This is a genomic window from Stutzerimonas sp. C6.4V, assembly GCF_058536345.1.
Map to the genome: position 1 here is coordinate 2787707 of NZ_JBZUBM010000001.1, position 19804 is coordinate 2807510.

17 protein-coding genes are annotated in these 19804 nt (G+C 61.8%); 11 read left to right on the plus strand and 6 right to left on the minus strand.

All coding sequences use genetic code 11. The annotated features are described in order from the left end of the window. Nucleotides 1-181: 181 nt before the first annotated feature. From AC4LFW_RS13035 to AC4LFW_RS13045, 3 genes are all read right to left on the minus strand, one after another. Complete coding sequence (locus AC4LFW_RS13035) at nucleotides 182-766, minus strand: YajG family lipoprotein (protein WP_491819509.1); 585 nt, start codon at nucleotides 764-766, stop codon at nucleotides 182-184. 135 nt (nucleotides 767-901) lie between these two features. Beyond that, the gene (gene mqo / locus AC4LFW_RS13040; protein ID WP_491819510.1) at nucleotides 902-2413 is read right to left on the minus strand and encodes a malate dehydrogenase (quinone); all 1512 of its coding nucleotides are present in this window, start codon (nucleotides 2411-2413) and stop codon (nucleotides 902-904) included. Between the two features lie 304 nt (nucleotides 2414-2717). Next, nucleotides 2718-3005 (minus strand): PA4642 family protein, encoded by a 288-nt coding sequence (locus AC4LFW_RS13045; RefSeq protein WP_491819511.1) that lies wholly within the window; start codon nucleotides 3003-3005, stop codon nucleotides 2718-2720. Between the two features lie 192 nt (nucleotides 3006-3197). Here AC4LFW_RS13045 and dauA point away from each other — a divergent pair, with 192 nt between their 5' ends. Beyond that, complete coding sequence (gene dauA / locus AC4LFW_RS13050; RefSeq protein ID WP_491819512.1) at nucleotides 3198-4928, plus strand: C4-dicarboxylic acid transporter DauA; 1731 nt, start codon at nucleotides 3198-3200, stop codon at nucleotides 4926-4928. 51 nt (nucleotides 4929-4979) lie between these two features. On the opposite strand, the gene AC4LFW_RS13055 is transcribed toward dauA, so the two are convergent. Beyond that, on the minus strand, nucleotides 4980-5894 hold the full coding sequence (locus AC4LFW_RS13055; protein ID WP_491819513.1) for an SDR family oxidoreductase: 915 nt from the start codon (nucleotides 5892-5894) through the stop codon (nucleotides 4980-4982). A gap of 677 nt (nucleotides 5895-6571) precedes the next feature. Here AC4LFW_RS13055 and AC4LFW_RS13060 point away from each other — a divergent pair. The 5 genes from AC4LFW_RS13060 (at nucleotide 6572) to AC4LFW_RS13080 (ending at nucleotide 11217) form a co-directional block, all read left to right on the plus strand. Further along, a complete protein-coding gene (locus AC4LFW_RS13060; protein WP_491819514.1) occupies nucleotides 6572-7153 on the plus strand; it encodes a cytokinin riboside 5'-monophosphate phosphoribohydrolase in 582 nt (193 codons plus the stop codon). 484 nt (nucleotides 7154-7637) lie between these two features. Continuing rightward, nucleotides 7638-8129, plus strand: a complete 492-nt coding sequence (locus tag AC4LFW_RS13065) for a DUF2726 domain-containing protein (RefSeq protein WP_491819516.1) — start codon at nucleotides 7638-7640, stop codon at nucleotides 8127-8129. 123 nt (nucleotides 8130-8252) lie between these two features. Beyond that, a complete protein-coding gene (locus AC4LFW_RS13070; protein WP_491819517.1) occupies nucleotides 8253-9275 on the plus strand; it encodes a DUF5924 family protein in 1023 nt (340 codons plus the stop codon). A gap of 63 nt (nucleotides 9276-9338) precedes the next feature. Next, nucleotides 9339-9866, plus strand: coding sequence for an MgtC/SapB family protein (locus AC4LFW_RS13075; protein ID WP_491819518.1), 528 nt, complete (start codon nucleotides 9339-9341; stop codon nucleotides 9864-9866). A 73-nt stretch (nucleotides 9867-9939) separates the two neighbouring features. Next, entirely contained in the window at nucleotides 9940-11217 is a 1278-nt protein-coding gene (locus tag AC4LFW_RS13080; protein WP_491820223.1) for a PQQ-dependent sugar dehydrogenase, read from the plus strand. Between the two features lie 46 nt (nucleotides 11218-11263). On the opposite strand, the gene sfsA is transcribed toward AC4LFW_RS13080, so the two are convergent. Both sfsA and AC4LFW_RS13090 read right to left on the minus strand, forming a co-directional pair. Beyond that, nucleotides 11264-11971, minus strand: a complete 708-nt coding sequence (sfsA, locus tag AC4LFW_RS13085) for a DNA/RNA nuclease SfsA (RefSeq protein WP_491819520.1) — start codon at nucleotides 11969-11971, stop codon at nucleotides 11264-11266. Next, nucleotides 11971-13143 (minus strand): pyridoxal phosphate-dependent aminotransferase, encoded by a 1173-nt coding sequence (locus AC4LFW_RS13090; protein WP_491819521.1) that lies wholly within the window; start codon nucleotides 13141-13143, stop codon nucleotides 11971-11973. Before AC4LFW_RS13090 ends, sfsA begins: the two co-directional genes overlap by 1 nt. Before the next feature lie 192 nt (nucleotides 13144-13335). On the opposite strand from AC4LFW_RS13090, the gene dksA reads away from it, so the two are divergent. The 5 genes from dksA (at nucleotide 13336) to AC4LFW_RS13115 (ending at nucleotide 19628) form a co-directional block, all read left to right on the plus strand. After that, the gene (gene dksA / locus AC4LFW_RS13095; RefSeq protein ID WP_019342101.1) at nucleotides 13336-13779 is read left to right on the plus strand and encodes an RNA polymerase-binding protein DksA; all 444 of its coding nucleotides are present in this window, start codon (nucleotides 13336-13338) and stop codon (nucleotides 13777-13779) included. An 85-nt stretch (nucleotides 13780-13864) separates the two neighbouring features. Further along, the gene (gene gluQRS, locus AC4LFW_RS13100; RefSeq protein WP_491819522.1) at nucleotides 13865-14752 is read left to right on the plus strand and encodes a tRNA glutamyl-Q(34) synthetase GluQRS; all 888 of its coding nucleotides are present in this window, start codon (nucleotides 13865-13867) and stop codon (nucleotides 14750-14752) included. Nucleotides 14753-14880: 128 nt separating this feature from the next. Continuing rightward, nucleotides 14881-15057 (plus strand): hypothetical protein, encoded by a 177-nt coding sequence (locus AC4LFW_RS13105; protein ID WP_003095129.1) that lies wholly within the window; start codon nucleotides 14881-14883, stop codon nucleotides 15055-15057. Continuing rightward, nucleotides 15041-17995, plus strand: coding sequence for a sensor histidine kinase (locus AC4LFW_RS13110; RefSeq protein ID WP_491819523.1), 2955 nt, complete (start codon nucleotides 15041-15043; stop codon nucleotides 17993-17995). Before AC4LFW_RS13105 ends, AC4LFW_RS13110 begins: the two co-directional genes overlap by 17 nt. A gap of 208 nt (nucleotides 17996-18203) precedes the next feature. Continuing rightward, nucleotides 18204-19628, plus strand: coding sequence for a sigma-54-dependent transcriptional regulator (locus tag AC4LFW_RS13115; RefSeq protein WP_491819524.1), 1425 nt, complete (start codon nucleotides 18204-18206; stop codon nucleotides 19626-19628). Nucleotides 19629-19804: the final 176 nt, after the last annotated feature.

Below are 19804 nucleotides of genomic sequence, written 5' to 3' on the forward strand. Positions count from 1 at the left end.
ACACTACAAGGCTGGAAAAGCGTCGGGCACTTGAGTCAATCCGTCAGGGCGCGAGTCCGGTAGACGGGGGTGAGATTTGCCGGCGCACTGGGGACAGCCGCTGCGCCCAGAACAGAAAACCCCGACGGATCGGTCTGGGACGGCGGGGTTTCTGTGGTGCAATCTGCTGTTTGGCAGGCGACTACTGAGACAGCACCTGGCCGATATTCTGGTCGCGGAAAGTGCGGGTCAAGGCATCGCTCAGCACTTCCGTGACCAGCTTGGTGTTGGTCTGCTCGTTTGGCGCCATGCCGAAACGCTGGTTCAGTGAGGCACCATAGCGTCCGGTATAACGACGCCCGCCATTCTGCACCTCAACCCGGAAGGTGGCGCCAATGGTGGCCTCGGTAACATACAGACCTTCCTTCGGCGACTGGTATTTCAGTTCAGCCAGGGTCAGGGTCAGCTGCGGTGCGTTGTAGGCGTTTGGCGACGGCGTGAAGCCCAACAGGCGTACTGCCGCTTCAGCCTGCGCTTGAAGTTTGGGTATGACTTTCTCTTTCGGCACGATCACAGCGCTGGTTTCCGGGTACAGACCGCCACGGGTGCCGAGGGTGGCCGATGGGCGGCCATCCACCACCCGCACTGCAACTGGCTGTCCCTGGCCGACCGGATTGATGGTCTCGGTAAGCTTGGGATTCGGGTCGAGCTGTTGGGGGCTATGGGCGCAACCGGCGAGAGCCAGTGCAGACGCGGCGGCAAGGCTGAACAACAGGCGCTTCAGCATGCTGTCTACTCCAGGTTAGGGATGAATGGTGCGCAGTATAACCAGCCGCGCAGGTGGCCGACAGCTCCGAGCCGCAGCCACAAAAAACCGCGCCCTCCCGAGGAGCAGCGCGGCTTCGGCAGAGCATTGGCGGCGCTAGCTGGCCAGGCCCAGACGCTTGTCCACCATTGCGACCACTTCACGATAAGCCGCAGCATCGGTTTCCAGCACCTTTTCCCGCGCCGGGAACATTTCTGCAAGCTTGCCGCTCCAGGCTTCACTCTTGGCCTGCTCAGGAAAGCAACGCTCGATGAGATCGAGCATGATCGACACGGTGACCGACGCACCAGGCGATGCCCCCAGCAGCGCAGCGATCGAGCCGTCCCGGGCCGACACCAGCTCGGTACCAAACTGCAGGATGCCGCCTTTCTTCGGGTCCTTCTTGATGATCTGCACACGCTGGCCGGCCACTTCCAGACGCCAGTCTTCGGCCTTTGCCTCAGGATAGAAGCCGCGCAGGGTTTCAAGACGGTCGTCCATGGACTGGCGAACTTCCTTGATCAGGTAGCGCGTCAGGTCCATGTTGTCGCGCGCCACGGCCAGCATGGGCTTGAGGTTGCCCGGACGAATCGACATCGGCAGGTCAAGTGACGAGCCGTATTTCAGGAATTTGGTGGTGAAGCCCGCATAGGGTCCGAACAGCAGCGATTTCTTGCCATCGACGACGCGGGTATCGAGATGCGGAACCGACATGGGCGGCGCACCGACCGCGGCGAGACTGTAAACCTTGGCCTGATGCTGCTTGACGATCTCCGGGTTGTCGCAACGCAGCCACTGGCCACTGACCGGGAAGCCGCCATATCCCTTGCCTTCCTCGATATCCGACATCTGCAACAGTGGCAAGGCCGCGCCGCCGGCACCCAGGAATACGAAACCGGCCTTGATCTCGCGGTTACTGCCATCGCGGGTGTTCTTGATCTCAACGCGCCAGCCCTTGCCATCGCGGGCCAGGCCGGTGACCTTCTGGCAGTAGGACATCTTTACGCCAGGCTTGGCTGCCAGGTATTGCAGCATCTGCCGGGTCAGCTCGCCGAAGTTGACGTCAGTGCCATTCAGCGCGCGGGTCGCGGCGATCGGCTCGTCCACGGGACGCCCCGGCATCATCAGCGGCATCCATTCTTCCATGGTCGCGCGATCTTCGCTGTAGACCATGTCCTCGAAGGCGTGATGCGTCTTCAGCGCATTGAAGCGACGCTTGAGGTAATCGATGTTCTTGGTGCCCCGAACGAAACTCAGGTGAGGCACCGCATTGAGGAAATCGCGAGGACTGCCAAAGCCTTCACGGCCGGTCAGGTAGGACCAGAACTGCTTGGAGACTTCGAACTGGGTGTTGATGGTGACGGCTTTCTTGATATCGATGGAGCCGTCTTTGCTGTCCGGCGTGTAGTTCAGCTCACAGAGCCCGGCGTGGCCGGTGCCGGCATTGTTCCAGGGATTCGAGCTTTCGACGGCTCCGGATTCCTGCAATTCGACAATTTCCAGCCTGATGTCGGGATCGAGCTCCTTGAGCAGGACCGCCAGAGTGGCACTCATGATGCCGGCTCCCACCAGCACCATATCCACGGCTTCGCTATCGTGTTGCGTCATCAACGCGTTCTCCAGAATCACAGCATTAAACTGTCATGACCGCCGTACGCGATCATGTCGAACCACCAGCCAGGCGGTTGGAAACGGAGGAGTTTCCATACCGCAGCCCGGGCTTGTACCCGGAGACAGGTGCAACCCACCTGTCCGCTGTCGGGAGAGCGGCTTTTGGCCTCCCTCCCTCTCGCCCCGAAGCTTCCCGGAGCGGGCAGCAAGCCAGGGCTCTACGGGACGCGCGCAGCGAGAAAATCGATAGGCCGCCAGTTGCACAGCCAGGTCCAGCAGTATCGCAGGCACCGGCCATTGAAGAGCCGATACCAATAAACAGTCAGCGTCGGGCAGCCTGGATCAGCTCGATGTAGGGCTCGGCCTGGCGCTGGTCGGAGATCAGCGCAACGAAATCCTGACCTTTGGCGTCCCTGGCATTCAGGTCATACCCAGCTTCGACAAAGAAGCCGAGGAAACGCTCGAAATCATCGACACGCAAGCCCCGGTAGGCCTTGATCAGCTTGTGCAGCGACGCCGGCGTATCGTCGGCAGGCTCTGGCTCGAGAAACAATCTGATCGACTCGTCGGAGATCTCTTCACCGATCACCTGCTTCTTGTCTTTGCGCATGTTTACTCCAGTTGACGAGCCTTACGGGGGCGGCAGTTTACTCCGCAGCAACTGCGCACTCAACGCGCCAAAGCCCCTTGCGACCAAGGTCGTACATGAGATTGGCCGATATGCGGCAATGCACGCGGCAGCAGGCAAACGGGCCGGCGGACCTGTGCTTATACTCGCGTTTTGCGCACAAGGAGTGCCGGCATGAACCGTTTGCCCCTGTTTGCGGCCTGGAGGGAGGCCTCCCGTGCGGGCTATGGCCTTCACGCTCTGCGAGGTGACATCAGCGCAGGACTGACGGTCGGCATCATTGCCATCCCGTTGGCCATGGCGCTGGCAATCGCAGTCGGCGTCGCGCCGCAGCATGGCTTGTACACCGTCCTGCTGGCGGCTCCGTTGATTGCGCTTACGGGCGGCTCGCGCTTCAACGTGTCCGGCCCGACGGCTGCGTTCGTCGTCATTCTTCTGCCCATCACCCAGCAGTTCGGGGTTGGCGGACTGCTGCTCTGCACGATGCTGGCCGGTCTCATTCTGATCGGCCTGGGGCTGTTGCGCGCCGGACGGCTGATCGCCTTCGTGCCCTACCCGGTCACGCTGGGCTTCACGGCCGGCATAGGCATCGTCATCGCGACGCTCCAGCTTAAGGATGTGCTTGGCCTCAGCGTATCCGGACAGCCTCAGCATTATGTCGAGCAGCTGATGCTTCTCGCGCGCGCCTTGCCAAGCGCTCAACCTGGGGACGCGCTCGTAGCGGCGCTGTGCCTTGGCGTGTTGATCGTATGGCCGCGCCTGGTGCCCAGGGTGCCGGGCCACCTTGTTGCGCTGACGGTGGGCGCGCTGGCCGGTCTGGCGCTGGAAGCCTCGGGCATACCGGTCGCCACCCTGGGCGAGCGCTTCAGCTACAGCCTCGACGGCGTGATGCATCCGGGTATCCCTCCGTTTCTGCCCGACTTCGTCTGGCCCTGGCTGCTGCCAGGCCCGAATGGGCAACCTCTGGTGCTGAGCTTCGAGCTCTTCCATCAACTGCTCGCCCCGGCATTCGCCATCGCCATGCTGGGGGCCATCGAATCGCTGCTCTGCGCGGTCGTCGCCGACGGCATGACCGGCAGCAACCATGACCCCAACGCCGAGCTGCTCGGCCAGGGCCTCGGCAACCTGGTCGCGCCCTTGTTTGGAGGCATCACGGCCACCGCTGCCATCGCCCGTACCGCAGCCAATGTTCGCGCCGGAGCCTTTTCGCCGCTGGCGGCCATCATTCACGCTGGCGTTGTTCTGGTAGCGATCCTGTGGCTGGCACCGCTTTTCAGCTACCTGCCGATGGCGGCGCTCGCCGCCCTGCTGCTGATGGTCGCCTGGAACATGAGCGAGGCGCCGCATGTGGTCAGAACGCTGCGAATCGCGCCTCGCGGCGATGTATTGGTGTTGGTGACCTGCCTGGTCCTGACCGTCCTGTTCGACATGGTGCTGGCCGTGGGTGTCGGCCTGTTGCTGGCGGCGGGTTTGTTCGTCAAGCGCATGAGCGAGCTGACGGACACCACCCGTTTGCGCCAGGACCAGAACAGACTGTTGCGCGACCTGCCCGATCACGCCGCAGCATTCGCCATTCGCGGACCGCTGTTCTTTGGGGCCGCCGAAAAGGCGCTAGCTGTGCTGCGACGCTTCGATCCCGATGTCAGGGTCGTCATCGTCGATATCAGCGCTGTGTCCATGCTGGACATGACAGCCCTTGCTGCGCTGGAGAACCTGCTGCTGGACTACCGCAAGCAGGGCATTGCCCTGATTCTCGCCGGCACCAGTGCACGCGTCCGTCTCAAACTGCGCCGCGCCGGCATCCATCGGCTACAGGGCCGGCTCCATTACGTACGGGACCTGGCGCAGGCTCATGCCAAAGCGATGCGACTCCTGGCCGGGCCGGCAGAACCGGAGCCGCACTGAGCTCAACCACATGCTGCGGAAGCATGCAGGGATCCGCGGGATACCTGCTGCCTACTTACTGGCGTGCTTCTGCAGGTTGGCCATCATTTCCTTGAGCGCTTCCATGTTGTCGGCCGGGTGCGCCGCGTTCTCGAAGTTGCAGATCTGCTGCCAGTTGGCCGCCACATCCTCGGCGTCGAAACCGGCCCGCGGATCGAAACCGGCTCCCAGGCTGCGCTCCCAGCGAACCTTGCCCATCCAGCCTCCACCGACCTCGAACAGACCGGAGGTCTCCTGGCATTGCTCGCTGGCGAGGTACACCACCAACGGGCTGACCAGTTCGGGCTTGAGCTGTTCAAATACCTGCGGCGGGATCAGCCCCTCGGTCATGCGCGTGCCGCCGGTGGGCGCGATGGCGTTGACCAGAATGTTGGCCTTGCGCCCTTCAAGCGCCAGGGTACGGGTCAGCCCGTACAGGCCCAGCTTCGCCATGCCGTAGTTTGACTGGCCGAAGTTGCCGTAGATGCCGGAGGTCGACGCGGTGAAGATCACCCGCCCATAGCCCTGCTCGCGCATGTGCGGCCAGGCGGCACGGGTGACCTTGTAGGCGCCTTCGACATGGACCCGGTAGACCAGATCCCAGTCAGCGTCTTCCATCTTGTGGAAGGTCTTGTCGCGCAGGATGCCGGCATTGTTCACCACCACATCGATGCGGCCAAAGCTGTCCAGCGCCTGCTGAACGACCTTGTCGCCATCGGTCACCGAGTCATGGTTGGCCACTGCCGTGCCGCCCGCTTGACGGATCTCCTCCACGACGCGATCGGCAGCCGAGGCACTGGCGCCCTCACCCTGTGCGCTACCGCCCAGGTCGTTGACCACCACCCTGGCCCCATGGCGGGCGAACAACAGTGCATGCGCGCGACCGAGACCACCTCCAGCGCCCGTAATGACTACCACCTTGTCTTCGAAGCGTATGGCTTCAGTCATGTTATTCCTCCGGAAGATCGTTCAAGGTTGCCGTGCGAAAGACTGTGGCGAGTGTCGGCGAGGCCAAACCCATCCACAATCAAACCGCCACGAATGAATGGCCGGGCATAAGGCTGCGGGATGACGTCGCGCCGAGCGAGATCACAGCTGTTCATTTTCTGAGCAGAACGCTACAAATCAGAGGACTAAAGGCCTGCGGCCCTGTTTCACCAGGTTATCCACAATTTGCCGCACAGACTGACTGGATAACTTTCAAGACGGCTTGCACCTCTTGCCAACAGCTCCTGAACCCTCGAAATCTCCAGGTAATCAGCGGTTTACCGTCAACAAACCGAGCATTGATCATTATTTGAACAACAGCCGCAACGCCAGAGAGGACGTGGTCCCGGACAAGTCATGAAGAGCTTATCCACAGATGCTTGCACAGCGAACGGGGATAACCATCTAGACCCTCTATCGCGCCCATGGATAAAACGTACAAGGCAAGCGATGGCGAAGCGCCTAACCTTCGGAAGCCTCTTCACGGGAGTTACAACATGCTCAACCTTCAAACCATCCAGACCCTGTTTGCCAATTACGCGCTCGGAACCAGCGGCGCCTGCCTGAGCGAACGCTGACGCTTGGTTGCCGCAGGCTCAGGCGTTACGCTGCCGGCCGTTCACCTGACGGAGTAGAAAATGCCCCTGCGTTCGATATGCGTGTTCTGTGGCGCCAGCACCGGTCATAACCCGGTCTATCGGGAATCAGCCACAGCTCTGGGCCAGACCTTGGCCGCCAATGATATCCGGCTGGTTTACGGCGGCGGTGCCGTGGGCCTGATGGGCGTGGTGGCGGATGCCGCCATGGCTGCAGGTGGTGAGGTCATAGGCATAATCCCGCAGAGCCTGAAGGATGCCGAGGTCGGTCATCAGGGCCTGACCCGCCTGGAAGTGGTGGATGGCATGCATGCCCGCAAGGCGCGCATGGCAGAGCTGTCAGATGCGTTCATCGCGCTTCCCGGCGGCCTTGGAACCCTTGAAGAGCTTTTTGAAGTCTGGACCTGGGGCCAGCTGGGCTACCACCGCAAGCCGCTCGGATTGCTCGATACGAACGATTTCTATGGCAAGCTCAGCCACTTTCTTGACCACCTCGTAGAGGAAGGTTTTGTACGGACGCCGCATCGCGGCATGCTCCAGCGCAGCGACTCGCCACAAGCGCTGTTGCAATTGCTGGACGCGTGGAAGCCGGATATCGAGACGCGCTGGAGTTCGCGGTCATAACCGTAGCCTGCTCAAAATATAGGCAGGGCAGTCCAGCCCAAGGTCTGCGCGGGTTGGCGCTAGTTCAGCCATGGTTATCCACAAGGCTCTCCACAGCAATCGGGGATAAACCTGAAGCGCTGCGCCTGAGGGCTTGGACAAGCCAGAAAAAGGGCCATCTAAATCTTGCTTTCGCCCGGATCATGTGCCCTGAGCGCCCAACAGAACTGCCTGTTCAATATATGAGCAGCGTGCGCAAAGCCACTGGCCACAAGGACTACGGACGTTAACCCAGAGGTTATCCACAGAACGCCTAACAGATCGATGGGATAACTTCAGGACATATCCGAACCGGGCGCATTGGGCTGGTTCGCGACGAACTTAGTCCGGGTCGACGCCTCCAACAGGATCAATCACAGCCAGCATCGTAGGTCTCCATGCCGCCCCGGTTTATCAACAATGCTGCACCCTATCCAACGCAGTCAGGTAATTGGGAGCTCAGCCCGTGACGAGCTTCCTGGCGCTGGTGCTCGTGGCCTTTGTCTGCTTTGCGCTGGTCTTCTTCATCAAGCAACGACAGTACAACCATCCGGCTCTGCGCATGCCCTACGCGCTGAAGCGGCCCTTTTTCCAGCCCAGCGAGCGGGAGCTGCTGACCCTGCTGAAGCAGTCGATGGGAGAGCGCTTCCAGATACTCTGCAAGGTGCGCGTGGCAGATGTCGTCGAGGTAACGGCGGTGCCTCGTCGCGGGCCCTGGTACCAGGCGGTCAACCGAATCTCTGCGGCGCGTTTCGACTTTCTGCTGTGTGACCCCACGACCCTTGAGCCACGATGCGCCATCGAGATGGAACACCCCAACGAAGCCAATGCGTTCGTCGAGGAGCTCTGCCAGACGATCGGCCTGCCCCTGGTTCGCTTGGCACCCGAAACCGCCCGCGCCTACGATCGCCTGTGTGCGGCCATCGACCAGGCGGTCAGCGCAGATCCGCCAACCTAACGCCCGCTTTTAGCTGCAAGTGGATATCGGATTTTCTGGAGTCTGCTGGCCGGCCTAATGAACCGATCGGCCAAGCACGATCCAGATCCAGCCAATCGGAAAAGTCATCACCCTGAGCCTGACATGTCGCTAAAAACCCGTTTCTCGGGCCTCTTCGAGCTCGCCTCGCGCTTGATCCGCCGCTACCCAGGCACCGTCGCCCTGTTCGGCTTCTGCTCGGGTCTCGCCAGTTTCGTGCTGGTCGAGCGCCAGGCCGGGCTGGCGAAATTCATTGCGGCAGTGATGCTGGTCAGTTGGGTGTGGCTGATGCTGGAAAACAGCCTGCGCGCCAGTCTGGAGCGCCGGTTCGGCTGGAAAGTCCCGCCGCCCCTGTTGCGCTATGTCACGCAGATGGTGCATCAGGAAAGCCTGTTCTTCATCATTCCGTTCTTTTTTGTCACCACCACCTGGAACAGTGGCCAGTCCGTATTCACGGTGATGCTCGGCGTCGCAGCGCTGATCTCGCTGGTCGATCCCCTTTATTACAAATGGCTGGCCCCGCGGCGCTGGATCTACCTGGCCTTCCACGCACTGACACTGTTTGCTGTGCTGCTCACTGCGCTGCCGATCATCTTTCACCTGTCCACTCCGCAGAGTTACCTCTGGGCCTTGGGCATCGCCGTGATGCTTGCGCTGCCGAGCCTGAGCGGACTGTTCGCCTCCTGGAACTGGAAAAGCATGCTCGGCATGCTCGCGCTCGCAGCGGTGGTTGGCCTGGCCGGCTGGATGGGCCGCACCTGGGTGCCCCCGGCAACGCTCTGGCTGACCGATGTGGCAGTGACCACTACCCTTGATGACACCTCACGCAAGCCTGGCAATCGTCTACGCGAACTTTCCAGCCGACAGCTGCATGGCAATGGCCTCTATGCGTTTACCGCGATCAACGCACCGCGCGGCCTGAAAGAACGCATCTACCATGAATGGATGCACAACGGTAAGCGCGTCGACCGCATTCCGCTGGACATCAGCGGTGGGCGGGATGCCGGCTATCGCGCCTGGACCCACAAGCGCAACTTTCCAAAGCAGGCCGAAGGCAAATGGCGAGTGCGGGTGATGACCGAAGCGGGACAGATGATCGGTATGCTGCGCTTCGAGGTCGTCGAGTGAACCGCTGAAGCCAGCCGGTACTCGAACGGCAAGGCACGTCAGTTACAGCCAAGGGAGGCATGCATGGAATGGTGGGACATCCTGAGCCGCACCGTCGCCTCGGAGTTTTCCGACATCCCCGACTTCGAGCATGCGATCCGTGTCTCCGTACGGCTGGTCCTGGCTGCATTTCTGGGCGGGGTACTCGGCTACGAGCGCGAATACAAGGGCAAGGCCGCCGGCCTGCGCACCCATATGCTGGTTTCGCTAGGCGCCGCCCTCTTCGTTCTGGTGCCGCTGGAAGCGGGGATGCCGATCGAAGACCTCTCTCGGGTCATGCAAGGCATCATCACAGGTATTGGGTTTCTCGGCGCAGGCACTATCCTCAAGGGCAGCTCGGTGCAGGACGTCAAGGGCCTCACCACGGCGGCAGGGATCTGGCTGACCGCGGCCATTGGCGTCGCCACGGGGCTCGGTCACGAGTCCACCGCCGTTATGACCACAGCCTTTGCACTGGTGATTTTCCTTCTCATGCCCAGGCTTGAGCAGCACGCTGCACACAAATCGGCAAATACAGACAAGAGGGGGCGTGATCAGGACGACACCCCCTGAAACCAGCCCCTAGCACCCCCCAAGGAAGCACACTATGCCGAGCCGTTGCGTCTATCTGGTCACCTGCAGTGTCATGCTCAGCCTTGCTGGTTGTGGCGACATGGCGAAGCTACCGGCTGAAGCCGGCTATGGTCCCGACCCCATACTGCCTGAACCAAGCACGTCGCTGATTCCCACCGTAAACATTGCGCAGGCAGTCGGTTGGCCCGACGGGAGGAAACCGCAGGCGGCAGACGGGTTGCAGGTGCAGGTTTTTGCAGACGACCTCGACCATCCACGCTGGCTCCATGTGCTTCCCAACGGAGACGTGCTGGTCGCCGAAAGCGATGCGCCTCCAAAGCCCGACGGCGCGGGCATACGCGGCTGGATCATGAAAAAGGTGATGGCGCGTGCAGGATCCGGCGGCCAGAGCGCCAATCGCATCACGCTGCTGCGCGACAGCAACGGCGACGGCACCCTGGAAAACCGGACGGTACTTCTCAAAGGCCTGACTTCGCCCTTTGGCATGGCACTGGTCGGCAACCAGCTGTATGTGGCCAACACCGACGCCCTGATGCGCTTTGCCTACCAGGAGGGCCAGACCCGCATCGATGCACCTGGCGAGAAGGTGGTCGATCTGCCGGCCGGGCCAATCAATCATCACTGGACCAAGAACCTGATCGCCAGCCCGGACGGATCACGGCTCTACGTCACCAGCGGCTCCAACAGCAACGTGGCTGAAAACGGCATGGAGGCAGAGGAGAACCGCGCGGCTATCCTCGAAGTCGACCCGCAGAAACAGACGGTGCGCCTGTTCGCGTCCGGGCTGCGCAACCCCAATGGCCTGGCCTGGCAGCCAGACAGCGGTGAGCTCTGGACCACTGTCAACGAGCGCGACCTGATCGGAAGTGATCTGGTGCCCGACTACATGACGTCAGTACAGGACGGTGGTTTCTACGGCTGGCCCTATAGCTATTTCGGGCAGAACGTCGACGAGCGCGTCGAGCCGCCGCGCCCGGATCTGGTGGCAAAGGCCATAGTGCCCGACTACGCACTGGGCCCTCATACAGCTTCCCTGGGCTTGGCGTTCTACGAGGGCTCGCTGCTGCCTGAGCGATACAGGCATGGCGCTTTTATCGGCCAGCACGGTTCGTGGAACCGCAAGCCACGCAGCGGCTACAAGGTGGTGTTCGTTCCCTTCAAGGATGGCGAGCCGGACGGCGCTGCTGAGGATGTACTGACTGGCTTTCTTGACGAGGATGAACGGGCCATGGGGCGTCCCGTGGGCGTTGCAGTGGACAAGACGGGCGCCCTGCTGGTGGCAGATGATGTCGGTAACGTGGTCTGGCGGGTAACACCCAACGGTCGTTAGGCCATGCGGATAGCGACCGGCACCCAACCGATCGCTCCAGGCCTGGTCAAAGCATGACCGGCAAGGGCCGCACCAGCTGTATTTCCATCGGTGAAAGCTCGACGCCATAGGCCAGCACCTCGACGCCCGCCTCTACCGCATCGCCTAACGCCGCAGCATAGAGCGGATCGATCTCGCTGGCTGGACGCACGGCCTCGATCCCGGTGAGATTCACGCAGTAAAGCTGCACCGCTCGCACACCCTGGCGTGCCAACGCCGCCAGCTCGCGCAAGTGGCGAGCGCCACGGGTCGTGACGGCATCAGGAAAGGCGGCGACCGCCGTATCGCCAAAGCCCAGCGTGACACTCTTCACTTCGAGGAAGGCCGGCCCGGCGGGATAGTCCAGGCGAAAATCGACGCGACTGTTCTCGACGCCATAGGCCACCTCCCGCTTTATCGCGGTAAAGCCACTCAATTCCCCGATAACACCGGCCAGCAGGGCTTCTTCCACCAGCCGGTTGGCTCTCGCTGTGTTGACACAGGCCAGCCGGCCTTGCGGGGTTTCCACCAGCTCCCAGGTGCCCGGCAGCTTGCGTTTGGGGTCGCTGTTGCGCTGAAACCAGACGCGCGCGCCTTCGCCCATGCAATTGAGCATCGAGCCGGTGTTGGGGCAATGAATGCACATCGCCTCGCCGCTGTCAGTCACGATATCGGCGAGAAATCGCTTGTAGCGTCGGACCAGGCGCCCCTGCTCCAGAGGCGTTGCGAAGCGCATCAGCCTTTCCAGCTCTGAAGCCCACGGGCAATGCGTTCGACGGCCTGCTCCAGCCGCGGCAGGTCCTGGGTATAGGCGAAACGCACGTGATGCCCCGCCTGGTGCCGCCCGAAATCAAGTCCCGGCGTGATGGCCACGAACTCGGTCTCCAGCATGTGCTGGCAAAAGGCGTAGGCGTCTCCGCCAAAGGCGCTGATATCGGCGTAGAGATAAAACGCCCCTTCCGGCTCCACCGCGATGACGAAGCCCAGCTCGCGCAACGCCGGTAGCAAAAAATCGCGGCGCTTGGCGAACTCTCGGCGACGGGCTTCGAGAATCTCCAGGGTGGCCGGCTCGAAGCAGGCCAGCGCGGCGTGCTGAGCCATGGTCGGGGCGCTGATGTAGAGGTTCTGCGCAAGCTTCTCCAGTTCGCTTATGGCCTGAGGCGGCGCGATCAGCCAGCCGAGTCGCCAGCCGGTCATGCCGAAATACTTCGAGAAGCTATTGAGCACGAAGGCCGAGTCGTCGACTTCCAGCACACTGGCCGCATCGGTGCCATAAGTGAGGCCATGGTAGATCTCATCCACCACCAGGTGTCCGCCGCGCCCTTTCAACGCAGCGGACAGGCCTGCCAGTTCATGTCGGGTCAGCAAGGTACCGGTGGGGTTTGCCGGCGAGGCGACCAGGGCGCCCACACTGTCCTTGTCCCAATGGCGCTCGACCAGATCGGCCGTGAGCTGATAACGCACATCAGGCCCCACCGGCACCAGCTGCGCGGCGCCTTCGATCAGGCGCAGGAAATGCCGGTTGCAGGGATAACCCGGGTCCGCCAGCAGCCAATGCTTGCCGGGGTCGACCAGCAAGCTGCTGGCCAGCAGCAGCGCACCAGATCCGCCGGGAGTAATCAGCACGCGTTCGGGGTCAATGGATAGTTGATAGCGCTGCCTGTAGAAACCGGCAATCGCCTCGCGCAGCTGCGGCAGCCCACGGGCGGCGGTGTAGCGGGTATGACCAGCAGCGAGGGCAGCCTGACCGGCCGCGACGATGGGCTCGGCGGTAGTGAAGTCTGGCTCTCCGATTTCCAGGTGGATAACGTCATGTCCCGATGCCTGCAATTCGTTGGCGCGGGCCAGCAAGGCCATGACGTGAAAGGGTTCGATTGCACGGCTACGCGCGCTATATGACGAGGTCATCTGACCTTCCTGATGAGTACAAAACGTGAATTCTACCGAAGGTCCCTCTGACACCGCAGCCACCGTGATATTCGGGAGTAGCGCACCCCGATACGATCTGGTAAGTTCGCCCGCTTGCAGCCGCAGGGCCGGCACGGGCCGGCAGAGGGATTCACTATCCTGCGCAATGGACATAGCGAGAGGCGTTCATCCATGCCCATTACCAAAACGACACCCAGCAACCAACTGATTCGCGCCTTCGTGCCCTATAAAGAGTCCAAGGGTGAGGAATACATGAGCGACAACATGCGCGCTCATTTCACCGGCATCCTCAATAAGTGGAAGCTGGAGCTGATGGAAGAAGTCGATCGCACCGTGCATCACATGCAGGACGAAGCGGCCAACTTCCCGGATCCGGCTGACCGCGCCAGCCAGGAAGAAGAGTTCAGCCTGGAGCTGCGCGCGCGCGATCGCGAGCGCAAGCTGATCAAGAAGATCGACGAGACGCTGCAGCTGATCGAAGACAACGAATACGGCTGGTGCGATTCCTGTGGCGTCGAGATCGGTATCCGTCGCCTGGAAGCCCGCCCCACCGCCACGCTCTGCATCGACTGCAAGACGCTGGCGGAGATCAAGGAAAAGCAGATCGGTTCCTGATCCCGAACGGGGCGCTACGGCGCCCCGCTTCATTTCGGCCGTCCCGCGTCCTTTCCGCATCCCGCCTCGCTGATCGAGCAGGCTCATGTCCCGACCCTCATACACAGGCCGTTTCGCACCGACACCCAGTGGCTACCTGCACTTCGGTTCGCTTGTCGCCGCCCTCGCCTCCTACCTCGACGCCCGTGCCGCCGGCGGCCGCTGGCTGTTGCGCATGGAAGACCTTGATCCTCCACGGGAAATGCCTGGCGCACAAAAGGCGATCCTGCAGGCGCTGGAAGCCTATGGCTTCGAGTGGGACGGGGAGATGGTTCGTCAAAGCGAGCGGCTGGACGTTTACAACGAAGTGATCGCGCGCCTGTGGCAGGATGGCCATGCCTATGCCTGCATCTGTTCACGCAAGCAACTGCAGCCGTTTGCCGGGCTGTATCCGGGTTTTTGCCGCGAGGCTGGACGTGCCACCGACGACGCCGCCATCCGGCTGCGCGTACCTGAAAGGGAAATTGCTTTCAATGACCGCGTCCAGGGTGAGTTCCGTCAGAACCTGAGCCGCGAGGTCGGCGACTTCGTCATACGCCGCAGGGACGGCCTGATCGCCTATCAGCTCGCCGTGGTGCTCGACGATGCATGGCAGGGCGTCACGGACATAGTGCGCGGTGCCGATCTGCTCGACTCCACGCCGCGCCAGCTCTACCTGCAAACGCTGCTGGGCCTGCCGCAGCCACGCTACCTGCATGTCCCGCTGATCATCCAGCCGGACGGGCACAAGCTCGGCAAGAGCTACCGTTCGCCTCCCCTACAACCGGACGAGGCCACGCCGATGCTGCTTCGCGCGCTGCGTGCCCTCGGCCAGCCCACCGCAAGCGAGCTGGGCGATGCACGACCGGAAGAAATACTGACCTGGGCCACCACCCGTTGGGACGCAGCACGCATCCCACGCAGCCGGACGCTGGCCGAGGCGCAATTGGTCTAAAAGCTGGAAGCTGGAAGCTGGAAGCGAATCCAGTATTGGAGGGTTGCCGCTCTATGGCTTCAAGCTTTCGGCTTCTAGCTTCCAGCCGCTTCCGTTACCATCGCCCTACTTCCGACACGAGTCCGAGCATGTACATTTACCGACTGGTGCTGCTCCTGGTGGTGGGGATCTACCTTTTTTCCCCCGCAATCATGGATTGGTGGATCGATCCAAATGGTGCATGGTACCGGCCTTACCTGCTGTGGCTGATCCTCATCGTGGTGACCTTTATCCTTCAGAGTCAGCGCGATGCCGATGAGCTTTAGCCTCAGCCACCTGATCCTGATCAGCGTCGTCTATTTGCTGCTCCTGTTCGGCGTTGCCTGGATCAGTGAGCGTGGCCTCATCCCTCGCTGGGTCATCCGTCATCCGCTGACCTACACCCTGTCGCTGGGTGTCTACGCCAGTGCCTGGGCGTTCTACGGCACGGTCGGCCTAGCCTATCAATATGGCTACGGGTTCCTTGCCACCTATCTCGGGGTCTGCGGCGCTTTTCTCCTCGCACCCGTGCTGCTCTACCCAATCCTGCGCATCACACGCACTTATCAGCTGGCGTCGCTGGCTGATCTGTTCGCGTTTCGCTTCCGCAGTACCTGGAGCGGCGCACTCACCACGATCGTCATGTTGATCGGCATGCTGCCGCTGCTGGCGCTGCAGATCCAGGCGGTGGCCGATGCCATCGGTATCCTGACCCTGGAGCCGCTGCAGGAACGGGTAGCGCTGGGCTACTGCGTGATGATCATGCTGTTCACCATTCTGTTCGGTGCACGGCATATCGCCACCCGGGAGAAACACGAGGGCCTGGTGTTCGCGATTGCCTTCGAGTCGGTGGTCAAACTGCTGGCCTTTGGCGCCATAGGTCTTTATGCGCTGTATGCCGTGTTCGGCGGGCCGCACCAGCTGGAGATCTGGCTGTTGCAGAACCAGTCGGCGCTGCAGGCCCTGCACACGCCCCTGCAGGAAGGCCCATGGCGAACGCTGCTGCTGGTGTTCTTCGCCTCGGCCATCGTGATGCCACACATGTATCACATGACCTTTACCGAGAACCTCAACCCGCGAGCGCTGGTCAGCGCCAGCTGGGGTCTGCCGCTGTATCTGCTGCTGATGAGCCTGGCCGTGCCGCTGATTCTCTGGGCCGGCCTGAAGCTCGGCGTCAGTACCAACCCCGAATATTTCACCCTGGGCCTGGGCATCACCGCGCAGAGCGAGGCGCTTACCCTAGTGGCCTTCGTCGGCGGTCTGTCGGCATCCAGCGGCCTGATCATCGTCAGCACGCTGGCGCTGTCAGGCATGGCGCTCAACCATCTGGTGCTGCCGCTGTATCAGCCGCCTACTGAAGGCAACATCTACCGCTGGCTGAAGTGGACCCGGCGCAGCCTGATCCTGGCGATCCTGATGGCCGGGTATGGTTTCTACCTGTTGCTGGGCGCCGAACAGGACCTGTCGAACCTGGGCATCGTTGCCTTTGTTGCAACCCTGCAATTTCTGCCCGGTGTACTTTCGGTGCTCTACTGGCCGACGGCCAATCGTCGCGGCTATATCGTCGGGCTGCTGGCGGGCATCGCTGTCTGGGTCGTCACGATGCTGTTGCCGCTGGTAGGCAATCTCGACGGCTTCTACATTCCGCTGTTCAACGTCGTCTATGTGCTCGACGATACCAGCTGGCACCTGGCGGCCATCGCCTCCCTGGCAGTGAACGTGCTGGCTTTCTCGCTGTTCTCGATCTTTACCGAAACCAGCGCCGAGGAGCAGGCCGCGGCCGAAGCCTGTGCCGTTGAAAATGTCCGGCGCCCGCAACGGCGGGAGCTCACCGCAGGCTCGCCACAGGAGTTCGCCGCGCAGCTGGCCAAGCCGCTCGGCGCCAAGACCGCCCAGCGTGAGGTCGAGCAGGCACTGAAAGACCTGCAGCTGCCGTTCGATGAGCACCGCCCCTATGCACTGCGACGCTTGCGCGACCGCATCGAGGCGAACCTTTCAGGCCTGATGGGCCCCAGCGTCGCGCAGGACATCGTGGAAAACTTCCTTTCCTACAAGAACGGCGCCGACAGCTACGTCACCGAGGACATCCACTTCATCGAGAGCCGGCTGGAGGAATATCACTCCCGCCTGACCGGCCTCGCCGCGGAACTCGATGCCCTGCGTCGTTACCACCGTCAGACGCTGCAGGAACTGCCCATGGGCGTCTGCTCGCTGGCCAAGGACCAGGAAATCCTGATGTGGAACCGAGCGCTGGAGGAACTTACCGAGATTCCGGCCTTGCAGGTGGTCGGCTCACGCCTGTCGACCATTGCCGAGCCCTGGCAGAGCCTGCTCAGTGGTTTCATCAGGCAGAACGACGAACACCTGCATAAACAGCGGTTGCAACTCGACGGCCACAGCCGCTGCCTGAACCTGCACAAGGCAGCCATCGCCGAGCCGCTGGCGCCTGGCAACAGCGGCCTTGTGCTGCTCGTCGAAGACCTCACCGAGACCCAGCAACTGGAAGACCGGCTGGTTCACTCCGAGCGCCTGGCCAGCATCGGTCGCCTGGCCGCTGGTGTGGCTCACGAGATCGGCAACCCGATCACGGGGATCGCCTGTCTGGCGCAGAACCTGCGCGAAGAGCGGGAGGCTGACCCCGAGATCACGGAGATCAGCAACCAGATCGTCGAGCAGACCAAACGTGTGTCGCGCATCGTCCAGTCCCTCATGAGTTTCGCCCACGCAGGCGGACGTCAACAGGATATGTTCCCGGTGAGCCTCGCCGAGGTGACCCAGGATGCAATCGCCTTGCTCTCGCTTAACCGTCGCGGCACTGAGGTGCGCTTTTTCAACCTCTGCGACCCGAGCCATACGGCCGAAGGCGACCCACAGCGCCTGGCCCAGGTCCTGATCAACCTGCTCACCAACGCTCGCGATGCGTCGAGCCCAGGCGGTGCGATCCGGGTGCGCAGCGAGGTCGCCGAGCAGACCGTTTATCTCATCGTCGAAGATGAGGGCAGCGGGATTCCCCAGTCGATCCAGGATCGCCTGTTCGAGCCCTTCTTTACCACCAAGGACCCTGGCGAAGGCACCGGCCTGGGCCTTGCGCTGGTCTATTCGATCGTGGAAGAGCATTATGGCCAGATCAATATCGACAGCCCGGCAGACCTGGAAACCCAACGCGGCACCCGTTTCCGCATCACCCTGCCACGGTATGTCGAGGCGACAAATGCCAAGGATTGACGAAGCGAGTCCCGCCACTCGCCTGGTATTTGCCGTGGAGATAACAGCGTGCAATGGGCCATTGCGGCGCGCAGCAGATTGAATAGCACAGCCCCGCATAGGCAATTCGCCCCGCATCGCGACAGCAAGCGCGAGCCGCTGGAACACCGACTCCTCACATGGCGTTCCATCGGACCGCGGCTGCTTTCAGACCGTCGAGAGAGTACAGATGCCCCATATTCTGATCGTCGAAGACGAAACCATCATCCGCTCCGCGCTGCGCCGGCTGCTCGAACGCAACCAGTACGAAGTCAGCGAAGCCGGCTCGGTGCAGGAAGCACAGGAACGCTTCAGCATTCCGGCTTTCGACCTCATCGTCAGTGACCTGCGGCTTCCCGGGGCACCTGGCACCGAGCTGATAAGGCTCGCCGAAGGCACCCCCGTGCTGATCATGACCAGCTATGCCAGCCTGCGCTCGGCCGTGGACTCGATGAAGATGGGTGCGGTCGACTACATCGCCAAACCCTTCGACCATGACGAGATGCTGCAGACGGTTGCCCGCATTCTCAACGACCACCAACAAGCGGCAAGCGCACCAGCAAGCCCAGGTAACAGAGCGCCGAGCGGTAACACCGTAACGCCGGGTGACGCTGGTAACAGCGCGATCGGCATCATCGGACGCTGCGGGCCGATGCAGGATCTGTTCACGAAGATTCGCAAGGTCGCGCCGACCGACTCCAACGTGCTTATTCAAGGCGAGTCGGGTACCGGCAAGGAACTCGTCGCACGCGCGCTGCATAATCTTTCGCGCCGCGCCAAGGCGACGATGATATCGGTCAACTGCGCTGCCATTCCTGAAACGCTGATCGAGTCGGAACTCTTCGGTCATGAAAAAGGTGCGTTCACCGGTGCCAGCGCCGGCCGCGCCGGCCTGGTCGAAGCGGCCGATGGCGGCACCCTGTTTCTTGATGAGATCGGTGAATTGCCGCTCGAAGCACAGGCCAGGCTCTTGCGGGTGCTTCAGGAAGGCGAGATCCGACGAGTCGGCTCGACGCAATCGCAGAAAGTCGATGTACGCCTGATCGCCGCGACCCACCGTGACTTGAAGACGCTGGCCAAGAACGGTCAGTTCCGGGAAGACCTCTACTACCGCCTGCATGTCATCGCCCTGAAACTGCCACCTCTACGTGAACGCGGCAGCGACGTGCTTGAAATCGCCAGGGCGTTTCTGGCGCGCCAAGGTGAGCGCATGGGCAGCGATGACCTGCATTTCTCTCGCGAAGCCGAGCAGGCGGTACGTCTCTACACCTGGCCTGGCAACGTACGGGAGCTTGAGAACGCCATCGAGCGCGCCGCTATTCTCAGCGAAAGCAGCGAAATCAGCGCTGAGCTGCTGGGCATCGACATTGAGATCGACAGTCTGGAGGATGACTTCGAGGAACCCTGCGCTTCAATTGGCGGTGCCGCCTCGAACAGCAATGAACCAACTGAAGACCTCTCGCTGGAGGACTACTTCCAGCATTTCGTACTTGAGCACCAGGACCACATGACCGAGACCGAGCTGGCCCGCAAGCTCGGCATAAGCCGCAAGTGCCTGTGGGAACGTCGGCAGCGCCTGGGTATCCCGAGACGCAAATCGAGCGCGACTGGGTAGTGACGTGTTACCACCACTACCTGGACGTAACAAAAACCGGGTTCATCGGTAACGAAGTCACATAATATTTCAGGCGTGACGCTTCAGCAGAATCTACAAGTCACTGATCTTAAAGGACTTTCAAAAACTGGCACGGCGAATGCTTTATATCTGGCACAACAACAATAACAAGCAGA